Source organism: Cuneatibacter sp. NSJ-177 (genome assembly GCF_022867805.1).
In the GTDB taxonomy this organism is placed as follows: Bacteria; Bacillota; Clostridia; order Lachnospirales; family Lachnospiraceae; genus Pseudolachnospira.
This window is the reverse complement of the sequence record NZ_JALIFO010000016.1, coordinates 15,730-39,418: the sequence shown is the minus strand read 5'-3', so window position 1 is coordinate 39,418 and position 23,689 is coordinate 15,730. Positions and strand designations below refer to the sequence as shown.

Genomic DNA, 23,689 nt, shown 5'->3' with positions numbered 1-23,689 from the left:
GAAAACTTTTATAATATAATAACCCTTGCGTCTGTAACGAACGGATGGTACTCGGACGGGGTGTGGCTCAGTTTGGCTAGAGCGCCTGGTTTGGGACCAGGAGGTCGCAGGTTCGAATCCTGTCACCCCGATTCGTGTTTGCGCGGGTGTAGTTCAATGGTAGAACACCAGCCTTCCAAGCTGGACACGTGGGTTCGATTCCCATCACCCGCTTCCTGCATCACCGCAGGGGATTGTTGAGTCTGACAATAGACCTGACATGGTGGGTGTGGCACAGTTGGTTAGCGCGCCAGATTGTGGCTCTGGAGGTCGTGGGTTCGAGTCCCACCCCCCACCTTTTTGGGCTATCGCCAAGCGGTAAGGCACAGGACTTTGACTCCTGCATGCGTTGGTTCGAATCCAACTAGCCCAGCTAGGCGGTAGAAGCAGGGGCGATTAGCTCAGTCGGTAGAGCACTTGACTTTTAATCAAGTTGTCGGGGGTTCGAATCCCCCATCGCTCATCGAATAACCCACGTAAAAACGTGGGTTATTTTATTTTGTGTCATATTTCATGTCATATCTTTCTGAATTTCTTTCAACACAGTTTCCTCAAAATACTGATTGATTACCTCATCAACCTTTTGGCGCTCTGGGCTGAATGTATGGGTATACACCTTTTTCATAGTGCTGTCGGTTTTCCAGCCGCCTCGTTCCATCGCATATTTATCGGGAATTCGAAGCAGGGCCATGACGGACGCATTTACGTGGCGGAGATCATGGAAGGACATGTGCGGGAGGCCGGCATCTTTCAGAAGCTTGGTAAACCGGTAATAGATTTGCCGGCTATTGAGAGGAACAAGCACATCGCCGTCCACCTGATCGATTAGCTGCTTGATATATGGAGGAATCCGGTGGCGCCGGTTCCTGGTGGGAACCTTGCCTTGGGATTTGCGGACAATTTTTGATCCGGCATTAACCACGACTTCTTTGACTGTAATATAATCTCCATCAATGGATTTTGACTTTGTCAGGCCGCGGACCTCGGACATAGAAAAAGAGAGCCACATGGCCAGCAGAGCCGCCAATTCTATTTCCGTTCCTTGGACGACCTCCATGATTATTTCCGGCGGGAGCACTTCTTTATAAATCACTTCCTTTTGGGGAAGTTTGACCGTGCAATCTAATTTCGGACGATACCGGTTCAAGACGGCTGTCACGAGCCCGTATTCGTTGCATACGGTCTTTGGCGAGATGGTCTTGGGGTTTTTCTTGGACTTCCCGTTTAAACGTTTTGATTCGGCGTTTACGGCCTCTGCGAGTGTGGCGGTGGTTAATTTGCGAAGGGGGACATCCATGATATCATGGAAGGCAACCTCTTGAATCTTTTTGTATCCGGCAATGGTGGTCTCAGACAGAACCGCATCGGAAGAGTTGATGTATTTGTGGATCGCTTCGCGCAGTGTCATGTCTGGGACGCTTTCCTGAACCCTTAATCCTGCGGCAAATTCAGCGGCAGCTAATTCGGATTCTTTTTTGGTGCCGGCGGTAAAGGATTCGTAGATTTTCTTCTCTTTCTGTTTCCCGTTTTTATCGTAGACCGGTTTTCCTGCATTGTCGACTGCAGGAATGCTGTGGCTGTAGACTCGTGTTCGCCAGGAGCCGGATGGGAGTTTTTTGGCTTTGGGCATAATATCTTCCTCCTTTGTTTCGATTTACGAACCCTGTATGGTGGGAACTGTAAATTTGGGTATAAAAATAACAGGGTACTTGACCCTGCCCGCCGAAGGATGGTATACTGTGAATGTTCAGGTCACTGTCCATCCTTTGGTGGGCTGTGTATCGCCGCCTGGTGCTGGTATGGTACTGGGCGGTTCTTCTTGACAAAGCAAAGATTGTGTGCAATAATAAATGTGAACCACTGAAAGCGTGAATACGCCGTAGGTGGTGTTTTTATTTTTTGGGATAAATAACCAGGCCATATTTTTCGTGGCTTGCTTTTTCATTTAAAATTCCATTGGTGGATAAGGTTGCCATCACACCACCAACAAATTCTTTATCAATTAGTTTTCCAACTCTATTCGGAAGTGCTCTCTTTTTATATCGTGTTAAATAGTAGAGGTGTACAAAGTAAGATATAAAATCACAAATCTGGATAAAATGGGATTCTTTGGAATCCTTTTCCAAGACATCTTCAATCATATTTTTAATGGGCTTATTGAAATATCCTCCAAATTGCGACTGAATTGGATTATAGGCTCTTATTGCCCTAGCGGTTTTTCTCATAGGGGATATACGTCCTTTGTCCGTAATAAGAAGGAAATTCCAGTCTCCTCTGCTATCATTCTCTATTCTTTGTATATTGTAAGTCAAGGCATTTTCTAGTACATGGTAACTGTCTGTGTTGATTAGTGTTTTATCAATAATTACATTGATTACAGAGAGCCGTAGTGAAGCAATCATGAGAGTGAATTTTTTCAGTATTTCTATTTTTTGAGTCTGTGTCCACTGGTAGGTTCGATACGGATATTTGTCGGTTAGGAAATACTTTGTGTGCATTTCTTGGCTGGTGTGAAATCCATATTCCTTTTTTAGTTCGGAGCGAAATGCTTTGATAGTATTATAATTATCTTGCCACGAGTTACTTGGCATATATATACTGGTAAGAATGAATGATTCACTGGAACTGGTATTTAATCCATCATCTCCGGTTTCATCACAATATACAATTTGAGTTTCCATAGCTTTTCCCTTTCGTAACTGTTAACCTTGCGCTAGCGCAAAGGATATATTTTTAATGGCGTTGATTTTCATGGCGCGCCTCCTTTTTTAACGATGAACAAGTATCTTACCATTTCTGTTGGTGCAGGGGCTGGTTTTTATTGTCAATAACATTTAGAGCAAGGCCCTCTTCCGCTATAGATTGCTTCATCCAGAGTAATATGGCTGGGATTTTTCATGTTGCTGCAAATCTTAAAAATCTTCTGCGCTAATTTTTTCGCTAGCGATATCTCCATCTTCTGTATGGAATGTTAGTGTATATTGGGAATCGCCGAAACCATCGCAGGCGATAATCTGATCAAGTTTATAAAATTGGGTACTTTCTCCAAACAAGTCATTTTTTCCATACCAATTCTGGCCAACGGCATAGTGAATAGTATAGTTTCCATCAGGCACATATACAGTTGTTTCTTCGCCTGCGCGGAGAAAAAATCCTAAAGTATATGGGAACCACTTAGATGTGTAATTTTTATCAAAACTAGGTTCTATATAATTTTCACCCAATAAATCCATCTTCGCATACTCAAAGAGAGATTTTCCTTCGAAATCGCCAATTAATTTTATGTAATAGTCATTGGAATCGCTCCTATTAGATTCCACAGTAAGAGGATTCCCAAAATGATCAGAGCGTGTAACAAGTTGATAGCCTTGAAGAATGGTTCCGCTATCGGGGGAAGGTTCAATTTTTAGCTCTTTTTCTTTCGTTTCTTCGTTTGTAAGAATTTCTGTCATTTCGGCGATTGTTGAGGCAGGTACTGTTATTTGTGTTTCAGGGGCATTTGTGGTTGTATCAGGTGGATTTGTAGCTTCTGCAATTTGGGTTTCATTGCCGGAAGAAATTAGATTAGTTGCGAGCCATACAACGGTACAGGATGCAATTAAAATGCCGGAAAAAATGAAAATAGCCAGATTCCGGGATGTTTTCTTTATTGGATATCCACAATGTGGACACTTTTTCGCATGGTCGGAAATTTCTTCCTTACATTCTGGACACTGTATTAAAGCCATTTTGCACCTCCCCGGTTTTTAACGTGTCAGCATCGTTTGTTCTAAAAGTCTTCAGGATCAACGCGCTCTTTGCTCAAGTTTCCATTTGGCTGCAAATAAAGTTCCAAAGTATATCCCATGTAGTATTCATCATCTTCGTAGAAAGAAAATGTAGAGTCCAATTTGTAATAGTCGGTGTCTTCACCAAATAGACCATCTTCCCCATACCAGGTAGAGCCGCAGGCATAATAAAGATTATAAGTACCTAAAGGGACATCGACAGTAACGGGTTCCCCTCCTCGAACATAGATTTCGATATAGGAATATTTAGCTTTTTTCAATTTTATTACATAATCATTAGAATCAGGGGCGATAATCTCTAAAGGTGCAAGGCACTCACCATCAACAAGGTTGTGTAAAACTTCACCATTTGACGGACGTGGCTCTTGTCGTAATCCCGCAAGAAACTGCCTCTTATATTTTTCATATTCAGCTCGCTCTTTTGAATATTCCGTTTGTTCTGGCGTTACTTCAGGGAGAGTGCTAAGCGTGGTCTCTACCGGGGTGGTTGTTTCAACTGCATCAATGATTTGCTGTTCTTGAAGCTGGGATGATTGTTTTTTACTATTGTTGTTTTTTATCGAAACTATGGCGGCTACAAGAAAAATACAAATAAATATTGAAGCGACAAAAATATCTGCCGATAGTCTTGTCCTCTTCTTTTGCGCACTCGATTCTTTGTCTTTTAGTACAATTGGTTCCGGTGCGGGTTCTGTAGGAGTTGTTTTTCCTTCACAAAGATTTTTTATGATTGACAAGAATAGTTGGCTTCCTTCATCTGCTACCTCTGCGTAAGCGTCTTTCGGGGCGGGTTTGCCAGTTAGCATAAAATAGCATAGAACGTATATTTTTCCGGGTGTTAGAGATTCATTTAGTTGCACGTCGTATCCGCATAAAGAAGGATGAGAGATTAATTTCTCGAATCGTTCCACGGCTTCCGGATTGTTAGTCGAGAAATGATTCATGGACAAAATTAGAACACAATCAAAATAATCTTTCAGCATTTTTTTGAAAGATGCTTCGGAGCCAGTGTTTTCTTTTTTTGCACGAGAAAAATGTTCTTCTATTATGGTGACGTTATCAGACATATAGGAAAGTATTTTGGCTTTTATAACAATAGAGATACTATCCATAGGGTTCTCCTCATTAGTAGCTATATGGGGCTCACTCAGTCGCTTTACGGAGAAAGAAAATTGCTATTCCACATATTATCATTATCAAGGCCTGTAGTTCGAAGTTTTTGTTAATGATAAGACCGGCTATAAGTTCGACTAGGTAGAGCAGTATTGTAAATATTCCTACTCCAATTAAAGCTTTCTCACCTTGAATAGGACGTTTTGCATTTATTTTTTTTTATGATAACTACCGTCAAGATAACAGCAAGTCCAGCAGAAGCTGCAACTGTATAAAAGCCACTTTGTCCTGGATCCATGAACCAAAAGATATTTAAAAACCATCTTAAAGGAGTGATTCTAGAAGCAGCCTGGAATATCCATGTATGGAAGTTAAACATTATAAAGTAGATGGAGTTGACGATTAAGACTCCAATGATGAAGGACAATATTACCATTAAAACTGACACGGATTTTTCCGATTGTTTATATTTTGTATTTTCTTCATTTGCCATAGGAATCCCCCTCACTTAACGCATGTTCCGTAGTTTTATTTTCACAAACTGTTCCCGATATCCCAACAAACGAGCCAATTGTTCTATGGAGTAATCCGGATACTCCAAAATGGTTTCCTCAGGGATTAGCAACTCTGCTGCGAATAGGTTGGCTTCTCGTTCAATTCCAGGAAGGAGCAACGTTTTTTCCCGAAGAAAATAACAGTTTTGCTTTCGGTGCATAACGGCATGTCCAAGCTCGTGGGCCAGCACCATATTGGCTTCCTGTTCTTCTAATTCCTGGTTAAGGAATATATATCTATGGTTTTTCAGAAACATATAGCAACCGCAGCAGCTTCCGGTATTACCGATTTGGACTTCAACATTTAGGGCATTGGCCAGCCGAAACGGATCACGTGTATTATATTTTCGTACATAGTACGCAACTTTTTTCTTTATCTTATCGCGCAAGGCAGCGGTCACCTACTTTTTATTCTTATGAGGATTGTATTTCTCCTTATTTATTAGTTTCAGACGTTTCAGCGCAATCTCTAGCTCGCCACGAAACAGTTCTAACGATTCGGGGGAAAGTTCTTCCCCATCATAGGATGCGGGACCATCGGCTCCAGTGGAGATCTTCTCCATAATATTGTCGAGGTCTTTTTTTATGTCCTTTTCGTCTTTGGCGGTAAGACCAGAGTGAATTATGTTCTTATCACCAGTTGTGAGGTAGTCAATAGACACGCCGAGATAATCTGCTATTTTTTTTAGACGATCATCAGGAAACACTCCTTTTTTTAACTGCCCTATATATCCGTTTGAAAATCCTAATTCCTTTTCAAGTTTTGAAATTGGAATCTTCTTTTCTTTACATAACACTTTTACTTTATCTACCGAGCTCATAAAATACCCCCGCAGAAATATAGAGGAAACCCTAAAAAACTCTTGACAATTTAGAGGAAACTCTATATAATGAACTTGTAATTAGAGAAAAACCTAAAACAAAATAAAAAGAGTACTTTTAAATTGGTTTCTAGACAATTCCTATTTTAGATTATTCTCTAAAAAAAGTCAATAGGCTTTTCTCTAAATCGATTACTTTAAGGAGGTGATAATTTGATTTACGCGAATGTTCTTGCATACTGCAAAGAAAATGAGCTCTCAGTAAGCGCATTTGAAAAAAAATGTGATATTGGGAACGGAACAGTGGGACGTTGGAAAGATGACTCTTCAAAGCCAACACTCGCAACGTTACAAAAAATTCAGGAAGCCACAGGAATCCCTTTGGCAAAGTGGATTGGTGATAATAAGGAGGTGTAAATCAAAGAGTTGAAAGGACGTGTGAAGGCTTGGAAAATTCAAAGATTGTATATGCCATACAGCATAACGTCACAAAGCGTATCTACATTGGTTCTACCGGAAGAGGGCATCACAGGATAAAAAGCCATTTAAATTTACTCCGTAGACATGCCCATAAGAATAAACTCATGCAAAAGGATTTTGATGAGTATGGGGAGGATTACAGCTTTTTTATCCTTGATATGATACCAACAAGTTTTCATAGAGAAAGAGAGTATTATTGGATGCTCATCTTTGATACTTATGATCCTGAAAAGGGTTATAACGTAAAAGATTACACGATAAACCATTTAAAGATTACTGATTTCCCTAAGTTGGAAATTTCGGGTGTATCCATTGAGAAGTTGTTGGCAGAATCCGACAAAGGAAGATAGGAAGGAAATGAAGAGATGCCGAAATTAGCCTTAACAGATAGTCAGAAGAAAAATACGGAGCTCCAAGCTCTTATCGCAGGTAAGTTGATTCGGTATGGAAAGAGCCGGCAGAAGCTGGCAGCTCAGATTTATATGCCATATTCGACTCTCTGCGCAAAAATCAACAATCCTGATGATTTTGATCGGGACGAGTTACTTAGAATATTTGATGTTCTAAAATTTTCCGACGAGGAAAAGGCGGCAGTTTGGTAGATAAAAGGAGAAGACAAAATGAAGTGTAAAGGAAAGGGGACGCTACTTGTCCCGGTTTATTTGATGGGGTGGATTATGGTCCTACTAGTGCTGGCCCATCGGAGTACACCGGCGATTCTGGGATTGGGGATGGTGTTCTTCGGTGTCAACACGGTGATGTTGATCAGAGGGAGATGAGAGAGTGACGCTGATGTATGGGAAAGAACTGGAAGACATGGCTTTGAAAGAGATTCATGAGCTGGAAAAAAGGACGGGAATCCATCTAATATTTGATGGCTTCCGACCAATAGCTATTCGTGTTCCCTGCGATCTTCCAGGGATGGCTGCGTTGCTGGTATTAAAATAGGCCGTCATGCTGCAACATGGCGACCCAATTAAGAAATAACTTATGCCCTTATTATAAGGCAGGATCGGAGGAAAATCAATGGATTATATGAAAATGTGGATGAAAGCAAAACGGAAGCTGATGGAAATCTCTGATGGACATGAGCCAGTGGAGGCAGGAAATTTTCGAATGTATTCCTCAGAAGCCGAAGCTGTTTTGCGAATTTTCGGCCAGATTGAAATGGAAGAGTTTTTTGGAGAAGAAATCGATGAATGAGATAATCGGTTATCAGTGTGTCGGAGTAGAAGACTACGGGACATTTGTCCCTGTGGAAAAGGCTTTTGCTTTTGCGATGGAACGTCTGCGGATGGCGGACGAGGAGCAGAGGAAAGAGCTGATCGACTGGTGGTTCGGGAATTCAGAATGGAAAAATGTTATGGAGGATACAGATGGACAATCTGAAGATTTATAATTCGGTCCGTGAGGTTCCGGAGGAAGCGAAGAAGATGATCCAGGCGGGGAATATCAAGGGTTTTACGGATATTAACCCCATGTGGAGAATTAAGACCTTGACGGAGCAGTTTGGGCCTTGCGGATTTGGATGGTATTCAGAGATCACGAAGCAGTGGCTGGAGGCGGGGGAAGACGGGAAGGTGGCTGCCTTCTGCAATATCAACCTGTACGTGAAGTGGGGCGGAGAGTGGTCAAAGCCGATTCAGGGGACGGGCGGTTCTGCGTTCGTGAATCTGTTTAAGGGTAGCCCAGCAACATCAGATGAGGCTTATAAGATGGCCTATACGGATGCGATTAGCGTAGCTTGTAAGAGCCTGGGGATCGGTGCGGATGTGTACTGGAATAAGGATCAGACTAAATATTCAGAACAGGAAACTAATCCTCCAGCATCCGGGGTAATGATATCGACGATTCAGAAAGCGATGGAGTCTTTAGGAATCACAGAAAAGCAGTTGTTTTATAATCTCGGCGTACGATCCTGGGATGAAATCGGCACACAGGAATTCAAGGTGGCGATGGAGAAGTTTGACGCGGAGAAAAAGAAGAGGGGGATTGCATGAATAAGTTGTTTTTGATGGGCCGTCTTACGCGGGATCCGGAGATTCGTTACGGGCAGGGAGAAAACCAGGCAGCAGTCGCCCGGTTTAGCCTTGCCGTGGACAGGCGGTTTAAGCGGGCAAGCGATACTGCAAATGCGGACTTTTTTAGCTGCACCGCATTTGGTAAGCAGGCAGAGTTTGTAGAGAAGTATTTAAAGCAGGGAACGAAGATTCTGCTAACTGGACGGATCCAGAACAACAATTACACGGACAAGAACGGGACTATGGTTTACAGCTTCCAGGTGATTGCGGAGGAAATAGAGTTTGCTGAGAGCAAAAAGGCGGATTCCGGTGGCGTTCTGGAAGATGATGATCAAAGGCGAGAGCAGTATCATGGTTTTGCGACGGGACCTGATAGATTTATGAATGTACCGGACGGGTTCGATGATGATAAATTGCCTTTTGATTGACGCCTATGGAGCTGATAGGGAAAATCAAGGACATCACTCGATCAATCGCGGGAGAGACAATAATCTCCCTGGTGATTGAGGATGGAACAGATGCGGTTCCCGGCCTGACGAAGCTGTATCAGGCTGGGAACCGGCTGGCGATCCAGATCAAAAAATATCGTAAAAAGCGGAGCCTGGATGCAAATAACTATTTTTGGCAGCTGGCTGATGAGATCGCCAAAGCAATGACGGATGCAGACGCAGGCGTGCAATACACCAAATGGGACATATATCTCATGAAATTAAAGGAGTATGGAGTTTTTACAACGATTGGATGTCGGCGGGAGATGAAACCGGAACTGGAAAAAGTCTATCGCGCGGTAGAGGAAGTGGATGAGGTCAAGATATCTTACGCCGGTAAGGAAAAAGAACAGACGATATTCCACTGTTATTACGGATCGTCCTGTTATGACAGTAAACAGATGGCTGACTTGATCAACGGCACAGTGGTAGATGCTAACGATCTGGGGATTGAGACGGCCACTCCTTCGGACATCGAAGAAATGCTGGAGGCAATGAGGATTCATGAAAAAGAGCAAGCGGACTAAGGCGTGTGATATGAAAAAAATTAAGAAGGCTCTGATGGAAAGGGATAATGGCTGTATATTCTGCCGAATGGGTTATAACCTCCCGGCAGAACCGCAGTATATCTTTGACGCCATGCACTACATACGGAGAAGCAGAGGCGGTCTTGGAATTGTTCAAAATGGTGCCATTGGATGCCGGTATCATCATACTATGATGGATTTTGATGTGGGTGGAAAGCAGAAAGAAATGATGGAACTATTTAAGGGATATCTTATGGAACGATACCCAGGCTGGAATGAAGATGATCTGATCTATAACAAGTGGGGTGAGATATTTGGTCAACAGCAGGCAAAAAGGTGCGAACGGAGAGAGAAAGTTTGCTCAGATGATGCGGGACTTTGGTTTTAAAGACTGCCGGAGAGGGCAGCAATACTGTGGAGCGAACGGGGATGCGGATATCGTTGGACTACCGGGCCTTCATGTGGAGTGCAAAGTGTATCGGGACCGCCTAAAAGGTGGAATCTATGGTGCGCTGGATCAATCGAAGCGGGATGTTAGAGAAGGGGAGGTCCCGGTAGTGTTTCACCGAAAAGATTATTGTGAGGCGCTGGTGACGATGCGTTTGGAAGATTGGGTGAATTTTTACCGGGAATGGAGGAAATAGCATGTCGTTTCATCCGTATATGATTAGTCGAGTTTTGCAGTGTACGCCGAAGGGAAGCCGGAATGCGAAAGACCGTTATCGGATAGCGGATCAAATCGGGATCAATGAGCGTGTTTATCGAGATTATGTGGAGCATATCAATGCAAACGGGATAGCGATCATCATTGCCGGCGTGAGGGGAAGAGGTTATTTCATCCCAGAATTTCCGGAAGACCGCCCTTATTATGAGGCTTATCTTGCGAAAGAAAGGTCGAAGGCAAGGAAGATCAATGAAAAGTGCGATGGAATGGAGGGCAAAAAAGGAAGACGGATATTTTCAATGGAACCAATTCAGTTGAATTTATTTGATGAGGGGTGGTTATGAACTATATCGCGGAGATGAAAGCGTTTTATGATTGGCTCGAAATAAATCCGCTGCCCTCACCGGCAATCGTATTATGGCATGGTTTGATGCACATAGCGAATAAAACCGGTTGGCAGCAAGAGTTTACGGTAGCTACATCGGTTCTGTCGATGAAGACGGGGCTTAACGCGAAAGCGATTGAGAGGGCGAGAAATCATCTGGAACAAAGCGGCAGGATTATCTGGAAAAAAAGGAGCGGAAACAGGGCGGCAATGTATCAGATAATTTCTCTGTGCGACAAAATGAATGTTGAAAATGTCGCACAGAATGTCGGACAAAGTGTCGTTCCAGTGTCGGACAAGGCGTCGTGCAGTATGTCGGACAAAGTGTCGGTATTAATAAACAGAAACATAAACGAAACAAAAAAGAAAGAAGAGAAAGAAAGTTTCCGTCCTCCGTCCGTTGTGGAAGTTCGTGCCTACTGTGAGAAGAGAGGAAACCGAGTGGATGCAGAGCGGTTTGTGGACTTTTACGCCTCAAAGGGTTGGATGGTCGGAAAGAATAAAATGCAGGATTGGAGGGCATGTGTCCGAACTTGGGAGAAGGGGGAACAGATCCATGTGAAATCATCCCAGGCCCCAAACCGATTTCACAACTTTGATCAAAGAGATACGGATTATGATGCTCTGCTGATGCAGGAAGAAAAAGAGCTTTACGGAGGCGGAGGGTGAAAGCTTATATGAACCCTCCGGATCCCCAGCCTTGGACGGACGATGACGTCCTAATGGAGTATGCCAGGGTTGGGAACCGGCGGAAGGTAGCGAAGATATATGATATCCCTTTGAGGGAAGTCAATCGGATCCTAAGATCTGGAGTGTGCCAAGAGACAGAGCGTCCATACAATCAAGGTGATTCATGCCCGGCAAAAGGCGGGTGCGCGGGGTATGTGCAGGAACTTAATCCACAAGATGTTGCAGCAGATAGTAAATTACTTCGCCTGGAGTCGGTTTCTCAGCCAGATGCCGTCCAGTAATCCGCTCCAACTCTTTCCGGTCCCCATGATCCCAACAATCATCCACGGCGCGGGCAATATCGCGGGATACGTTGGTTGGGGTGGATTCTGCTACTACGGCGATTTGTGGATAGAGGACAGTAGTTAGACCGCGGGCGGGATAGCCATCCCGAAGAGCAATCGAGACGGCAAGGGCGAGGTAATGATACCCGATTCGGGTAGGATGTCCGGCAATCAGGCCGATGGTGTGAGCAATGGATGTTTGCATCGTGTTATCTCCTTTGTTTGACTATTTAATTGTAGTTTATAACGGAAAAGTCTAAGGATGTAGTCAAACAATGAAATAGACATAAAACGACAATGCAAATCGGTTCATGATTACAGTTAATTAAGTTTTTAAGGAGGGTTTTAGATAACAGATGAACTACAAAGAGAAATGGTCGGAACTGAAAGAAAGGTTAAAAAAAGCCGAAATGGAATTGTTGCGCATGATTAGCAAAACCAGGCATAACGAGCTGGAAGAAAAAAGACTCAATGCTAAAATGCAAGGATTGCGGATCGCGATTGAATATATGGAAGAACTAGATGAAAATTAAGTTTTAGGAGGTAATTTGAAATGTGCGCTTACTGCGAGCTGAAAGAAACAGGAACCTATGCGGGAAGTAGTTTTTTGTGGGGCAGGGATTTAACAGGGGAGTATGCGGGGGAATTTAACATTGTGCAATCAAAGCATAATAAGAAACACTATCTGAAATACGCAGATGATGAATCAGAAAACACATCGGAGCCTATTCATTTTTGCCCTATGTGTGGGCGGAAATTAGATTAATAAATTAAAATTTAAAGGAGAAGAAATTTATGGATAAAACGAAAATTGATTGGTGTGATAGCACATGGAATCCGGTTACTGGCTGTCTGCATGGCTGCGAATACTGTTATGCCAGAGGGATAGCAAACCGATTTGGCTTCCATGCGAGCGAGCCGGATATAAACGAAAGAGTGTTATTGGAAATGCCCATGAGCGCAGGTAAGAAAGTGCCATACCCGTTTGATTTTCAACCGACATTTCATAGATACCGTCTTGACGAATATCGAAACAAGCGCGGCAGAAACATTTTTGTATGTTCTATGGCTGACTTGTTTGGCGAATGGGTACCGGATACTTGGATTGAAGAAGTGTTTGAGACTTGTAAGAAGTCTCCGCAGCACAATTATTTGTTCCTCACGAAGAATCCGGGGCGCTATGAGAAACTGCTTAACTGCTATATGCCGCCTAATATGTGGTTTGGTTGGTCGCAAACTGGACCTGTGGGAGCTGATTTTTCTTTCACAACACACCATTCCGTTCAGACTTTTGTAAGCATGGAACCGTTGTTAAGCCCTTTTACGGAATTTCATATTCGAGGGGTGGATTGGGTTATCATTGGTGCGGAAACTGGACGGAGAAAAGATAAGGTCGTTCCGAAGCGCGAGTGGATAGAAGATATTGTGGGGCAGTGCCGCAAAGAAGATATTCCGGTATTTATGAAATCCAGTCTAATGAACATATGGGGAGAGCAACTGATTCAGGAATTTCCGAAGCGACTTATTCATGAAAACTGAGCATTAAAGGAGCAAGAATATATGGGATGTAAAGCAAAAGAACTATTCCCCTTTCGGGGTGGATTGGCCTCTGCATATGCAATCTCAAAGGCGTATGGATTGCAGCACCGTACCCATTTAGTCCAGAAACGGTTAAGGATGGGGATACCTGCCGAAGAGGCGGTTAAAGTACATCGGGATGGCCCACGGAGTGTTATTCAGGGCGGAATCATGCCGTGGGAGATCGATGAGATGCGGGATCGGATACAGGTGGGACAAAAGATTTTAATGGTTGTTGAGGCGGCGTCGATGGGAAGGGAGAGTTCAGTGAGACGGAAAGAAAATTGCATTGTTATCAATAAATATGGCCATTTGGTTATTCTTCGAAGGCCGTGCGGACTTCGGATTTCCCGGACTTACTCGGAGCTCCTTTCTGAAATGAGGCAGCTATGGCAGGAAATACAATAAGAAGTGCGAATGCGATCTGCCCTTATTATAAGTCGGCGACTAGGGTCCGGATTCTATGTGAAAGTGGGAGTGATTACGATGCAGGTCTGTTTTTCCATTCGGAAGAGCGGGCCATCGCTTGGAGATTTAACTATTGTGATTGCCACTGTTGGCCGGGATGTCCAGTCGCAATTATGATCTCGGAAGATATTTTAAACGGAGGAGCTTTCTAGGGCTCCTCTTTTTGTGGGGAGAAATATAGAATGGTTTTCGATATGATTGTATGCAGAGGAGGTGGGAAGGTGTGTGTACCTAATTATGAGCCAGCAAAGAAGGATTATATGGCGGGCATGAAGTACAAGGATATCGCGGCTAAGTACGGTGTCAGCCTTGCCACAGTGAAAAGCTGGAAGACACGGTATCAGTGGGATCGAAAAGGTATGCGTACAAAGTCTAAAAAAGTATGCGTAAAACAAATGGTTGCAAAGGAAGTGGAGCAGGTATGCGCGAATCCAGAATTGACTGATAAGCAGCGGCTTTTTTGTTTGTTCTATGTTCGGTGCTTCAACGCCACAAAGGCGTACCAAAAAGCATATGGAGTGGGGTATGAGACAGCGGCTTCTATTGGATATAGAATGTTGGAAAATGATGGAGTGAGGAAAGAAATCCTACGTCTGAAACAAAATCGTTTAAACCGCGAGATGCTGGATGAGTTAGATATCTTCCAGAAATACATCGATATCGCTTTTGCCGATATAAAAGATTTTGCTGATATTGGCGGCGGAATGATTCATGTAAAGGCGGATCTGGACGGGACGTTGATATCCGAGATATCTGACACGGCCAACGGAATCAAAATCAAGCTTGCGGATCGAGCAGGGGCATTGCGTTGGTTGGGCGATCATATGGACCTTGCTACCGAGGAGCAAAGGGCCAGGATCGATAAGCTGAGAGCAGAGGCAGCCCGTGCAAAGGAGATGGATGTTGACCGGGATGAGGTTGGCGTGGTGATGATACCGGAGGTGATGCAGGATGCCTAATGTGATTTGGCAGCCGCAGCGCAAGCAGGGGGCTTTCATGAGACGTCCGGAGTATGAGTGCCTATACGGAGGGGCGGCTGGTGGGGGAAAGTCAGATGCACTGTTGGCAGAGGCTCTGCGGCAGGTTCCTGTTCCGCATTATCGGGCAATCATACTTCGTAAAACCTATCCGCAGCTTTCGGAGCTGATCGACCGAAGCAGGGCGATCTACCAACCGGCATTCCCGCAGGCAAGATACAACCAAACGGAGCACTTCTGGCAATTTCCCTCCGGAGCTAAGATTTATTTTGGTTCGATGCAGCATACCAAAGACCGCATCAATTATCAGGGCAAACGGTATGATTTCATTGCTTTTGATGAGCTGACCCATTTTACTTGGGACGAGTACAGCTATATGTTTTCTCGTAACCGTCCTTCCGGGCCGGGGACGCGGGTTTACATCAGAGCCACGACTAATCCGGGCGGTATCGGTCATGGATGGGTGAAAAGCCGGTTTATCCTGCCTTCGCCGCCGCTGACGCCGATATGGGAGGATTATCAGGTGGTGGGAGCAGACGGAAAGGCGATTCAGCTTAGGCGCAACAGAGTGTTTGTCCCGGCCACGGTCTTTGACAATCAGCGCCTGCTGGACAATGACCCGATGTACCTGGCCAATCTGGCCATGATGCCGGAGGCGGAGCGCAATGCTCTTCTGTATGGGAGCTGGGACAGCTTTGACGGCCAGGTGTTTACGGAGTGGAGGAATGATCCGGCCCATTATCAGGACCAGCGGTTTACTCATGTGATTGATCCGTTCCAGGTACCTGCTCACTGGAGGATTTTCCGTGGGTTTGACTTTGGATATGCCAAGCCGTTTTCTGTTGGCTGGTTTGCCGTGGATGAGAACGGAAAAATTTATCATATCAAGGAGTATTATGGCTGCAATGGGACACCGAATAAGGGCGTGATGATGGAGCCGACGCAGATTGCGTCCGAGATCAGGCGGATTGAGCAGGAGGATCCGATGCTGAAAGGCCGCAAGATTGTAGGGATAGCGGACCCTTCTATCTTTGATGAAAGCAGGGGCGAGTCGGTGGCACGGATGATGGAGAGGAGTCCGAACTTTGTTTATTGGATGGGAGCCGATAATACTAGGATCCCAGGCAAGATGCAGTATCATTACCGGTTGGCTTTTGACAAAGATGGAGACTGTATGTTTCAGGTGTTTCATACTTGCAAGCATTTTGTTCGGACGATTCCGGATCTGGTGTACGATGAGAAGCACGTAGAGGATATCAATACAGAGCAAGAGGATCATATCTATGATATGTGCCGGTATGTATTCATGGAGCATCCTATCGCTCCACGCAAAAATGTGCTGGTGAAACCGCTTCCCGACGATCCTTTGGATCTATGTGAGAGGTCCGGGAACGCATTGTTTTTTAGAGTGTAAAGGAGAGCATATGGCGAAGAAAAAGCTGGAGAAAAGGCAAAAAGAGGATGTGGCGTCTGTGGAGCTGACTCCCTCTGTTCAAGAGAGGACGGAGGAGCTGCTGAAGCCTGATGAGGCGATGGCCTCAGTTCATGAGGGAGCGGCGGAGGGATTGGAGCCGATGCCGGTGCAGGATGTGATTGGCCGGGAAGAGATCCGAAAGGCTACCCAGATCTTGGAGGAATATAAGAAGGGGAAGGCGAATCTGGAGAAACGCATGATTGAAAATGAACAGTGGTGGAAAATGCGTCACTGGGAGCTGTTTCGAAATCAGGCGAAAGGTCAGCTGGAGCCGGCGTCGGCCTGGCTGTTTAATTCGGTGGCCAATAAGCACGCGGATGCGATGGACAATTTTCCTGCGCCTAATGTATTGCCGCGGGCCAGGGATGATGAGGAGACGGCTAAGCAGCTGTCGTCTGTGCTGCCGGTCGTCTTGGAGCAGAACGAGTATGAGCAGGTGTACTCGGATACCTGGTGGTATAAACTGAAGCAAGGCACCGGCGTGAAAGGGGTGTTCTGGAACTCCGCGAAGAATAGTGGCTTGGGGGATATTGATATCCGAAAGTTGGATATTTTGAATTTGTTTTGGGAACCGGGAATTACGGATATTCAGACCAGCCAAAATTTGTTTCATGTGGAGCTGAGAGATAACGAAGTTCTGGCCCAGGAGTATCCGGACCTGGACTTTACTGCATCCCCTACCATGCAGGTGGGCCAATATATTTATGATGATGCTGTGGATACGTCGAAAAAATCTGCAGTGATTGATTGGTATTATAAGAAGACGGTGGATGGCGTGACGAGGCTGCATTATTGCAAGTATGTCAACGACCATGTTCTGTACGCCTCGGAGAATGATCCGGAATACCGGAGCCGGGGATTTTATGATCATGGGAAATATCCGGTGGTGTTTGACACTTTGTTTCCGGAGGAGGGAACACCGGCGGGCTTTGGTTACATTGATATTATGAAGTCTTGCCAGATGTACATTGATAAGCTCAATCAGGCGATCATCGAAAATGCCCTGGTGTCCAGCCGGAAACGGTATTTTATACGCCAGGATGGGAGCGTCAATGAGGAGGAATTTGCGGATATCACGAAGCCGCTGATTCACTGTGAGGGAAATTTGGGCGAGGATTCTATCAAAGAAGTGCAGTATAGACCTTTGTCATCCATCTACTATAGTATTCTTCAGCAGAAGATCGATGAGCTGAAAGAAACTTCCGGGAATCGGGATTTCTCCCAGGGATCTACGACGAATGGAGTGACGGCTGCCAGTGCGATTGCTGCCTTGCAGGAGGCAGGGAGCAAGCTGAGCCGAGATATGCTGAAGAGTGCTTATCGGGCTTACACCAGGGAGTGTTATCTGGTTATCGAGCTGATGCGGCAGTTTTATGATGAGCCGCGGATTTTTCGGATCACCGGAGACGCTATGAGCGGTTATGATTTCACTGCATTTGATAATTCTGGTCTGATGCCACAACCCCAGGGACAGGCGTTTGGGTTTGATCTTGGTTCCCGGCTGCCAGTGTTTGACATTAAAGTTACTCCGGAGAAGCAGAGTGCTTACAGCCGCCTGGCACAAAATGAGCTTGCATTGCAATTTTATAGCCAGGGATTTTTCAATCCCCAGATGACGGATCAAGCGCTGGCCTGTCTGGATATGATGGATTTTGACGGGAAAGAGAAGGTGGTAGACAAAATCACGGAGAATGGGACGTTGTTTCAACAGGTGCAGCAGCTTCAGCAGCAGATGATGCAGATGGCGGCGATTATTGATGCCCAGAACGGCACTACCATCGGCCAGGGGATGGGATCTGAGTTCGGTGGACCAGGGCAGGTGCAGCAGCCGGCAGGGACTGAGCCGGTGGAATCTAAATCAACTATGATGGATCGGGCTAGGGAGATTGCTTCTACGCAGTCTTCACCAAAATAGGAGGAGCCGATGACACATATCTTTGTTGGCCGCAACGGAAACTGGCATGAAATCCGAATCCAGGGTCATGCAGACTATGCAAAACAGGGGGATGATATTGTCTGTGCAGCGATCTCGGCGCTGAGCTATACGCTGATGCAGTCCCTGCTGGAGGCTGAGGAGGCTGGGATTATTCGGGGGCTGCAGCAGTGTTTGGATCGTGGGGATATCCGTGCCGGATATGAGAGTATCCATCATGGGACGGCGGGAACCATTCTGAATACGATTTTGTGTGGGTTTCGCATGGTAGAAGAGCGATACCCTAAAAATTGTGAGGTTATCTTGGAGGATCGCGGAGTGGGGGAGAAATGATTTTTGCGGTCTGATATAGTAAGGGAAACGGGGATATCCCCTGACACTTCGGAAAGGACGAAAGTATGTTGAAAAAAGAAAATCTGGTGCTGAATTTGCAGATGTTCGACGGAGAGGGATCCGGAGAAGGTGCCGTCAGCGCCGGGACGGGCGTAGATACTGCCGCCGCCGGGCAGACGAAAGGGCGTAATTCTCTGGCCAATGTGCATTATGGGGTGCAGGATGCGGAGGAGGCACAGGACGCCACTGTGCATGAAGCGGAAACATTGGTGACAACAAAGACTGCTGAAGAACGGGCGGCTGAGTTCGAAAATCTGATCAAAGGGGACTATAAGGACCTGTTTGACAGCCGAGTGCAGAATATTGTGCAGAATCGGCTGAAATCGAGCAAGGCGGCCGAAGAGCAGCTGGACAACCTGCGGCCTGTGCTGGATATGTTGTCCAGCAAATACGGGGTAGACGCCACGGACATTCAGGCGCTGTCAAAGGCGGTGGAGTCGGATAATTCCTTTTGGGAAGAAGAGGCGGCTAAGCAGGGGATGACTGTGGAGCAGGTGAAGGAAGTTCATCGTATGCGCCGGGAGAACGAACAGTTCCGAAGGGCCCAGGAAGAACTGGAGCGGCAGAAGGGAATCCAGCAGATTCAGGCGAAATGGAATCAGGAATCGGAGGAGGCAAAACGTTTTTATCCGAATTTCGATTTTTCTGCCGAGACGCAGAACCCGGATTTTATTGACCTGCTGAAGGCCGGCGTGTCCGTGAAAACCGCTTATGAGGTGGTTCACAAGGACGATATCATTGGCGGGGCTATGCAGTTTACGGCCCAGGAAGTCAGGCAGAAGGTGGTCAATGATATTCAAGCCCGCGGCAAGCGGCCTACGGAAAACGGGGTTTCTTCTCAGGCCGGCGTTGTTACTAAGAAAGACGTCAACTCCCTTACGAAGAAGGACAGGGAGGAAATTGAAAGACGCGTGATGCGCGGGGAAAGAATCAGTTTCTGACCCGCGCGGGAAGGAGACAGAATGAATACGAATCGAAGGATGGCACGTTTGGTGCTGAATTTGAAAAATTTTGCAACGACCACTCAGACCACGGGACTCTCGGCTCTGAGTGCAGAAATGAAAACCTACTATGAGAAACGGCTGCTGGATTTGGCAGAGCCGAAGCTGGTACATAATCAGTTCGGCGATAAGTACCCGATCCCGAAGAGCGGCGGCAAGACCATTGAGTTCCGGAAATATGATTCTCTGGGGAAGGCGACGACTCCGATTACAGAAGGGGTAACCCCGGATGGTAATAACCTGAATGTGACCACGCTGACGGCGACGATCAGTCAGTACGGCGACTGGATTCAGCTGTCTGACTTGCTGGATTTGACGGCTATTGATAATAACGTGGTGCAGGCGACGAAGCTTTTGGGCAGCCAGGCCGGCCGGACGTTGGATACAATCACCCGTGATGTATTGGCAGGTGGAACGAATGTGATTTATGCGCCGAAGGTGGCGGCGGATGGAGCGAAAACTGCGGTGACTTCGCGTGCTGGTCTGGACGCCACTGCAAAGATCAGTGTGGACCTGATTTTCAAGGCTGCCGCACAGCTGGAGGGGATGAATGCAGACCCCATTGACGATAGTTTTGTGGCGATTATCCATCCTTATGTGGCCTATGATCTGATGCGCTGTGATGAGTGGATCGATGCTCACAAGTACGCGACGCCGGATAATATCTATGCGGGTGAAATCGGTAAGATCGGGAATGTTCGTTTTGTAAAGTCGACGGAGGCGAAGATTTGGACGGGTGATGGCTGTCCTGCGGGATTGGCGGTGTTTGCTACGGTTGTCCTGGGCGCCCATGCTTATGGTGTGACCGAGGTGGAGGGCGGCGGCCTTCAGCATATTGTGAAACAGCTGGGGTACGGCGATGATCCGTTGAACCAGAGAAGTTCTTGCGGCTGGAAGGCTACCCATGTGGCGAAGCGGCTGGTGGAACAGTATATGGTGCGGATCGAGTCCTGTTCGGCTTACAGCGCGACGGCAGCGGCGAACTAGGGGAGGTTGGATATGGCGAAAGAAATTGGATAAGAGGCACCGGAGGTTAATGCTGCAGAGCGGAATCTGGTCAAAATCAAGTTGTTTAAGGACAATGTGAACTATAAGGACGATGTTTTCGTCAGTGTAAACGGCGAAAGTTTTCAGATTCAGCGCGGCGTTGAGGTTGAGGTGCCGGAGTATATTGCAGAAGTTCTTCGGCATTCGGAAGAGCAGGATGCCCATACGTCGTTGCTGATCGAGCAGGCGGTTGCGAGGGCAGAGAAAGCTGAATAGCGGGTTTACCACGGACAGGGGAGGCGGCGACGCTTCCCCTCTTTGGGTTTGCGGAGGAATTATGACAATCAAGGAAATTATTGATAAGACGGATACGCTGAAGCCAAACCAGTATTCTGCGGCGGATAAGATGGATTGGCTGTCGGATTTGGATGGACGCATTATGCAGGAAGTGATTTTGCGGCACGAACATGATGCAGATCTTCCGGCTTTCATCCGTTATTCGAGTGATGCGGACGAACTGTTGGTGGATGATGTCTATCGTGATGTGTATCTTTACTATTTAATGGCGCAGATTGATTTTTACAATGCGGAGTATGGCAGATATAACAATTCTAGCGCGGCATTTAATCAGGCGTATTCCGATTATTCGAGAAACTACCACGGAAAGCATGCGCCGATTGCGGGGCATTGGAAAAATTTGTAGGAGGGTGCCATGAATTTACCGGTGATGGAAGAGATCTCGGCGAGCCGGGATATGATACAGGAGTTTGGAGGATATAATCGCAATTTCCGGATAGGAGACGGTGAGTTTTATGATATGGAGAATCTGACGGGAGACTATTTTCCGATTCTATCAAACCGGCAGAGCCGTGGGTTGGTCCGGCAGATGGTGAAGCCGAATGGTCTTTTTGCTACTGACCGGCTTGCTTGGGTGGACGGCACCTCTTTTTTTTACAATGGATCTTTGGTTGGGGAGGTGTCGGACTGTGAGAAAACGTTTGTTGCAATGGGGGCTTATTTGATCCTTTTTCCGGACAAGAAGGCGTATAACACGTATACCGGGGAGTTTTTTTCTTTGGGAGCAAAATTCTCTACGGTGGGAAATACCTATTTTCGGCTGGCTAAGGTGGATGGTGAGGAGTATGCGGTCAAATCTGTGGGGACTTCGGCACCGGTGGAGCCGGCGAATGGCGATCTTTGGCTGGACACTTCCTCGAAACCTCATGTGCTGAAGCAGTATTCCGGCAATTCCGGTGCTTGGACTGCTGTGCCGACCACCTATGTGCGCATCGGGGCGACGGGGATTGGAAAGAAGTTTAAGGAATATGACTGTGTGACGATTTCAGGCTGCCAGGATGAGCAGTTTAATTCTGATATGATTGTATGGGCCAGGGGGGATGATTATATTGTTGTGACCGGGATCATAGACGAGGCTTTGACGCAGAGTGAGCCGGTGACGTTGGAACGGCGGGTGCCGGATATGGATTATGTGACTCAGTGCAATAACCGGATCTGGGGGTGTTCTTCTGCCAGCCATGAGATTTATGCGTGTAAGTTGGGGGATCCGACCAACTGGTATTGCTACATGGGACTGTCCAGCGACAGTTATGCGGCTACCATTGGGTCGGAGGGTCTGTTTACAGGTGCTTGTACTCATTTGGGTTATGTTTTATTTTTTAAAGATCATATGATGCACAAGGTTTTCGGGACGATGCCCGGTAATTATCAGGTGACGGATGTGAGGTGCCGCGGGGTGCAGGGAGGTTCGGAACGAAGTCTTGTTAGTGTGAATGAGTATCTATACTACAAATCAAGGAATGGTGTGTGTCGGTACGACGGAAGCCTTCCGACTGGAGTTTCCAATGCTCTGGGGGATGTTTCTTATTATGAGGCGGCGGCCGGCGCAGTTGGGAATAAGTATTATATTTCTATGAAGGATTCTAGTGGAATATTTTCTCTTTTTGTGTATGATACCGTTCGCGGGTCGTGGTACAGGGAGGATCATACCGAAGCCCGGTGGTTTGCTTATCTGGATGGGGATTTGTATTATGTGGATCAGAAGAATCGGCTGATGTGTATCAATGGGTCGAACGGTACGACTGAGGGGGCTGTGGATTGGTATGCAGAGTCGGGGGATATCGGTTTAAGTTATCCGGATAGCAAGTATGTTTCAAAAATTGTATTGAGACTTTTGCTTGAGCCGGGAGCGGTCTTCCGGTTGTCCGTTATGTATGATTCCGATGGCCGATGGGAAGAAAAAGTTCGTGTTCCTGCGGATCAGCTGAGACGCTGTACGATACCGATTATCCCAAAACGATGTGATCATATGCGGCTTCGGCTGCACGGGACAGGCGGATTTAAGCTTTACAGCCTATCAAAGGTCACGGAGTACGGAAGCGAGGTGTAAGGGATGGCGGTGTTTACGATGAATTTTCCTCAACTGTTGGCTTCGTCCGGGATGAGTACCGATCAGCAGGTGCAGGCGATGAAAAGCTATCTTTATCAGCTTACTGAGCAGTTACAGTACGCGTTGAATCACATTGATGAGGAGAATATCGGGGAGTCTGTCCGGAGTCAAATTCAGGCGGCCAATACCGCTGCCATACAGATTAAAGATTTGTCTGAGGCCCAGCGTCTGGAGTTGGATGAGTATGTGAAACGGTTGAACGATACGGATCAGGAGTTGGCAGAGATGCAGACGAAACGGATGTATCGGATTGAAATGCTGGTGGACGGCCCCAGTATTATGACGAAACGAGACCAGACGGCAGTCATGCAGTGCCGGGTATACAGCTGGGATCAGGATATTACGGATCAGGTGCCGGCTGAGTCGTTTCAGTGGCGCCGGTCCTCGGCTGACTCTGTAGCGGATCTGGAATGGGATGAGTATAAGGGAAAAGGAAGGAAGCAAATTACGATTACAACAGAAGATATATCGGATAATGCGTCATTTTGTTGTGTTGTTACAATTTAAGGGGAGGTAAT

At 46.3% G+C, this 23,689-nt stretch carries 34 protein-coding genes and 5 tRNA genes; 31 read left to right on the top strand and 8 right to left on the bottom strand.

What is annotated here, in order from left to right:
* Positions 1–56 precede the first annotated feature (56 nt).
* From MUB23_RS19105 to MUB23_RS19085, 5 genes are all read left to right on the top strand, one after another.
* Positions 57–131: transfer RNA gene (locus MUB23_RS19105), tRNA-Pro, on the top strand.
* 11 nt (positions 132–142) lie between these two features.
* Positions 143–213, top strand: a tRNA-Gly gene (locus tag MUB23_RS19100).
* 48 nt (positions 214–261) lie between these two features.
* Positions 262–337 (top strand) — tRNA-His (locus tag MUB23_RS19095).
* Positions 338–340: 3 nt separating this feature from the next.
* Positions 341–412 (top strand) — tRNA-Gln (locus tag MUB23_RS19090).
* A 17-nt stretch (positions 413–429) separates the two neighbouring features.
* Positions 430–502, top strand: a tRNA-Lys gene (locus MUB23_RS19085).
* A 48-nt stretch (positions 503–550) separates the two neighbouring features.
* On the opposite strand, the gene MUB23_RS19080 is transcribed toward MUB23_RS19085, so the two are convergent.
* The 7 genes from MUB23_RS19080 to MUB23_RS19050 form a co-directional block, all read right to left on the bottom strand.
* Entirely contained in the window at positions 551–1,669 is a 1,119-nt protein-coding gene (locus MUB23_RS19080) for a tyrosine-type recombinase/integrase (protein WP_244802347.1), read from the bottom strand.
* A gap of 262 nt (positions 1,670–1,931) precedes the next feature.
* Positions 1,932–2,720, bottom strand: coding sequence for a DUF3800 domain-containing protein (locus MUB23_RS19075; RefSeq protein ID WP_244802346.1), 789 nt, complete (start codon positions 2,718–2,720; stop codon positions 1,932–1,934).
* Between the two features lie 231 nt (positions 2,721–2,951).
* Positions 2,952–3,767, bottom strand: a complete 816-nt coding sequence (locus MUB23_RS19070) for a zinc ribbon domain-containing protein (protein ID WP_244802345.1) — start codon at positions 3,765–3,767, stop codon at positions 2,952–2,954.
* Between the two features lie 41 nt (positions 3,768–3,808).
* Positions 3,809–4,939: a hypothetical protein gene (locus MUB23_RS19065; RefSeq protein ID WP_244802344.1), complete on the bottom strand. Its 1,131-nt coding sequence runs from the start codon at positions 4,937–4,939 to the stop codon at positions 3,809–3,811.
* 185 nt (positions 4,940–5,124) lie between these two features.
* Positions 5,125–5,433: a hypothetical protein gene (locus MUB23_RS19060; RefSeq protein ID WP_244802343.1), complete on the bottom strand. Its 309-nt coding sequence runs from the start codon at positions 5,431–5,433 to the stop codon at positions 5,125–5,127.
* 15 nt (positions 5,434–5,448) lie between these two features.
* The gene (locus tag MUB23_RS19055) at positions 5,449–5,883 is read right to left on the bottom strand and encodes an ImmA/IrrE family metallo-endopeptidase (RefSeq protein WP_244802342.1); all 435 of its coding nucleotides are present in this window, start codon (positions 5,881–5,883) and stop codon (positions 5,449–5,451) included.
* Positions 5,884–5,895: 12 nt separating this feature from the next.
* Positions 5,896–6,315 (bottom strand): helix-turn-helix domain-containing protein, encoded by a 420-nt coding sequence (locus MUB23_RS19050; RefSeq protein ID WP_244802341.1) that lies wholly within the window; start codon positions 6,313–6,315, stop codon positions 5,896–5,898.
* A 213-nt stretch (positions 6,316–6,528) separates the two neighbouring features.
* On the opposite strand from MUB23_RS19050, the gene MUB23_RS19045 reads away from it, so the two are divergent.
* The 14 genes from MUB23_RS19045 to MUB23_RS18980 all read left to right on the top strand — a co-directional run bounded on the left by MUB23_RS19045 (position 6,529) and on the right by MUB23_RS18980 (position 11,549).
* Positions 6,529–6,732, top strand: coding sequence for a helix-turn-helix domain-containing protein (locus MUB23_RS19045; protein WP_244802340.1), 204 nt, complete (start codon positions 6,529–6,531; stop codon positions 6,730–6,732).
* Positions 6,733–6,761: 29 nt separating this feature from the next.
* Positions 6,762–7,145, top strand: coding sequence for a GIY-YIG nuclease family protein (locus tag MUB23_RS19040; RefSeq protein WP_244802339.1), 384 nt, complete (start codon positions 6,762–6,764; stop codon positions 7,143–7,145).
* Positions 7,146–7,160: 15 nt separating this feature from the next.
* Positions 7,161–7,397, top strand: a complete 237-nt coding sequence (locus MUB23_RS19035; RefSeq protein ID WP_244802338.1) for a hypothetical protein — start codon at positions 7,161–7,163, stop codon at positions 7,395–7,397.
* An 18-nt stretch (positions 7,398–7,415) separates the two neighbouring features.
* Complete coding sequence (locus tag MUB23_RS19030; RefSeq protein WP_244802337.1) at positions 7,416–7,574, top strand: hypothetical protein; 159 nt, start codon at positions 7,416–7,418, stop codon at positions 7,572–7,574.
* 4 nt (positions 7,575–7,578) lie between these two features.
* Positions 7,579–7,743, top strand: coding sequence for a hypothetical protein (locus tag MUB23_RS19025; protein ID WP_244802336.1), 165 nt, complete (start codon positions 7,579–7,581; stop codon positions 7,741–7,743).
* Between the two features lie 78 nt (positions 7,744–7,821).
* A complete protein-coding gene (locus MUB23_RS19020) occupies positions 7,822–7,998 on the top strand; it encodes a hypothetical protein (protein WP_244802335.1) in 177 nt (58 codons plus the stop codon).
* Positions 7,991–8,194, top strand: a complete 204-nt coding sequence (locus MUB23_RS19015) for a hypothetical protein (protein WP_244802334.1) — start codon at positions 7,991–7,993, stop codon at positions 8,192–8,194. Before MUB23_RS19020 ends, MUB23_RS19015 begins: the two co-directional genes overlap by 8 nt.
* Complete coding sequence (locus MUB23_RS19010; RefSeq protein ID WP_244802333.1) at positions 8,172–8,795, top strand: hypothetical protein; 624 nt, start codon at positions 8,172–8,174, stop codon at positions 8,793–8,795. Before MUB23_RS19015 ends, MUB23_RS19010 begins: the two co-directional genes overlap by 23 nt.
* Positions 8,792–9,244 carry a single-stranded DNA-binding protein gene (locus tag MUB23_RS19005; RefSeq protein ID WP_244802332.1) on the top strand — a complete coding sequence of 151 codons (453 nt, stop codon included), beginning with the start codon at positions 8,792–8,794 and terminating at the stop codon, positions 9,242–9,244. Before MUB23_RS19010 ends, MUB23_RS19005 begins: the two co-directional genes overlap by 4 nt.
* Positions 9,245–9,249: 5 nt before the next feature.
* Positions 9,250–9,831, top strand: coding sequence for a hypothetical protein (locus tag MUB23_RS19000; RefSeq protein ID WP_244802331.1), 582 nt, complete (start codon positions 9,250–9,252; stop codon positions 9,829–9,831).
* On the top strand, positions 9,809–10,219 hold the full coding sequence (locus tag MUB23_RS18995; RefSeq protein WP_244802330.1) for a hypothetical protein: 411 nt from the start codon (positions 9,809–9,811) through the stop codon (positions 10,217–10,219). The genes MUB23_RS19000 and MUB23_RS18995 overlap by 23 nt, the downstream gene beginning before the upstream one ends.
* Complete coding sequence (locus MUB23_RS18990; RefSeq protein ID WP_244802329.1) at positions 10,197–10,475, top strand: hypothetical protein; 279 nt, start codon at positions 10,197–10,199, stop codon at positions 10,473–10,475. Before MUB23_RS18995 ends, MUB23_RS18990 begins: the two co-directional genes overlap by 23 nt.
* A 1-nt stretch (position 10,476) precedes the next feature.
* Positions 10,477–10,839 carry a hypothetical protein gene (locus MUB23_RS18985; protein WP_244802328.1) on the top strand — a complete coding sequence of 121 codons (363 nt, stop codon included), beginning with the start codon at positions 10,477–10,479 and terminating at the stop codon, positions 10,837–10,839.
* Positions 10,836–11,549: a hypothetical protein gene (locus MUB23_RS18980; RefSeq protein ID WP_244802327.1), complete on the top strand. Its 714-nt coding sequence runs from the start codon at positions 10,836–10,838 to the stop codon at positions 11,547–11,549. Before MUB23_RS18985 ends, MUB23_RS18980 begins: the two co-directional genes overlap by 4 nt.
* 225 nt (positions 11,550–11,774) lie before the next feature.
* Here MUB23_RS18980 and MUB23_RS18975 read toward each other — a convergent pair whose 3' ends face one another.
* A complete protein-coding gene (locus MUB23_RS18975) occupies positions 11,775–12,098 on the bottom strand; it encodes a sporulation initiation factor Spo0A C-terminal domain-containing protein (protein WP_244802326.1) in 324 nt (107 codons plus the stop codon).
* A gap of 151 nt (positions 12,099–12,249) precedes the next feature.
* Between MUB23_RS18975 and MUB23_RS18970 the strand changes: the two genes are divergently transcribed.
* The 12 genes from MUB23_RS18970 to MUB23_RS18915 all read left to right on the top strand — a co-directional run bounded on the left by MUB23_RS18970 (position 12,250) and on the right by MUB23_RS18915 (position 23,678).
* Entirely contained in the window at positions 12,250–12,426 is a 177-nt protein-coding gene (locus MUB23_RS18970) for a hypothetical protein (protein WP_244802325.1), read from the top strand.
* Between the two features lie 262 nt (positions 12,427–12,688).
* Positions 12,689–13,432 carry a DUF5131 family protein gene (locus MUB23_RS18965; RefSeq protein WP_244802324.1) on the top strand — a complete coding sequence of 248 codons (744 nt, stop codon included), beginning with the start codon at positions 12,689–12,691 and terminating at the stop codon, positions 13,430–13,432.
* 728 nt (positions 13,433–14,160) lie between these two features.
* A complete protein-coding gene (locus MUB23_RS18960; protein WP_244802323.1) occupies positions 14,161–14,898 on the top strand; it encodes a terminase small subunit in 738 nt (245 codons plus the stop codon).
* Positions 14,891–16,330: a terminase large subunit domain-containing protein gene (locus MUB23_RS18955; protein WP_244802322.1), complete on the top strand. Its 1,440-nt coding sequence runs from the start codon at positions 14,891–14,893 to the stop codon at positions 16,328–16,330. The genes MUB23_RS18960 and MUB23_RS18955 overlap by 8 nt, the downstream gene beginning before the upstream one ends.
* 10 nt (positions 16,331–16,340) lie before the next feature.
* On the top strand, positions 16,341–18,305 hold the full coding sequence (locus tag MUB23_RS18950; RefSeq protein WP_244802321.1) for a portal protein: 1,965 nt from the start codon (positions 16,341–16,343) through the stop codon (positions 18,303–18,305).
* Positions 18,306–18,314: 9 nt separating this feature from the next.
* The gene (locus MUB23_RS18945; protein WP_244802320.1) at positions 18,315–18,656 is read left to right on the top strand and encodes a ribosomal-processing cysteine protease Prp; all 342 of its coding nucleotides are present in this window, start codon (positions 18,315–18,317) and stop codon (positions 18,654–18,656) included.
* A gap of 65 nt (positions 18,657–18,721) precedes the next feature.
* On the top strand, positions 18,722–19,657 hold the full coding sequence (locus tag MUB23_RS18940; RefSeq protein ID WP_244802319.1) for a hypothetical protein: 936 nt from the start codon (positions 18,722–18,724) through the stop codon (positions 19,655–19,657).
* A gap of 21 nt (positions 19,658–19,678) precedes the next feature.
* Entirely contained in the window at positions 19,679–20,704 is a 1,026-nt protein-coding gene (locus tag MUB23_RS18935; RefSeq protein WP_330641946.1) for a N4-gp56 family major capsid protein, read from the top strand.
* 96 nt (positions 20,705–20,800) lie between these two features.
* Positions 20,801–20,980, top strand: coding sequence for a hypothetical protein (locus MUB23_RS18930; RefSeq protein WP_244802318.1), 180 nt, complete (start codon positions 20,801–20,803; stop codon positions 20,978–20,980).
* A 61-nt stretch (positions 20,981–21,041) separates the two neighbouring features.
* Entirely contained in the window at positions 21,042–21,407 is a 366-nt protein-coding gene (locus MUB23_RS18925) for a hypothetical protein (protein ID WP_244802317.1), read from the top strand.
* Between the two features lie 9 nt (positions 21,408–21,416).
* A complete protein-coding gene (locus MUB23_RS18920; protein WP_244802316.1) occupies positions 21,417–23,111 on the top strand; it encodes a hypothetical protein in 1,695 nt (564 codons plus the stop codon).
* A gap of 18 nt (positions 23,112–23,129) precedes the next feature.
* Positions 23,130–23,678, top strand: coding sequence for a hypothetical protein (locus tag MUB23_RS18915; protein WP_244802315.1), 549 nt, complete (start codon positions 23,130–23,132; stop codon positions 23,676–23,678).
* The last annotated feature ends 11 nt before the right edge of the window (positions 23,679–23,689 follow it).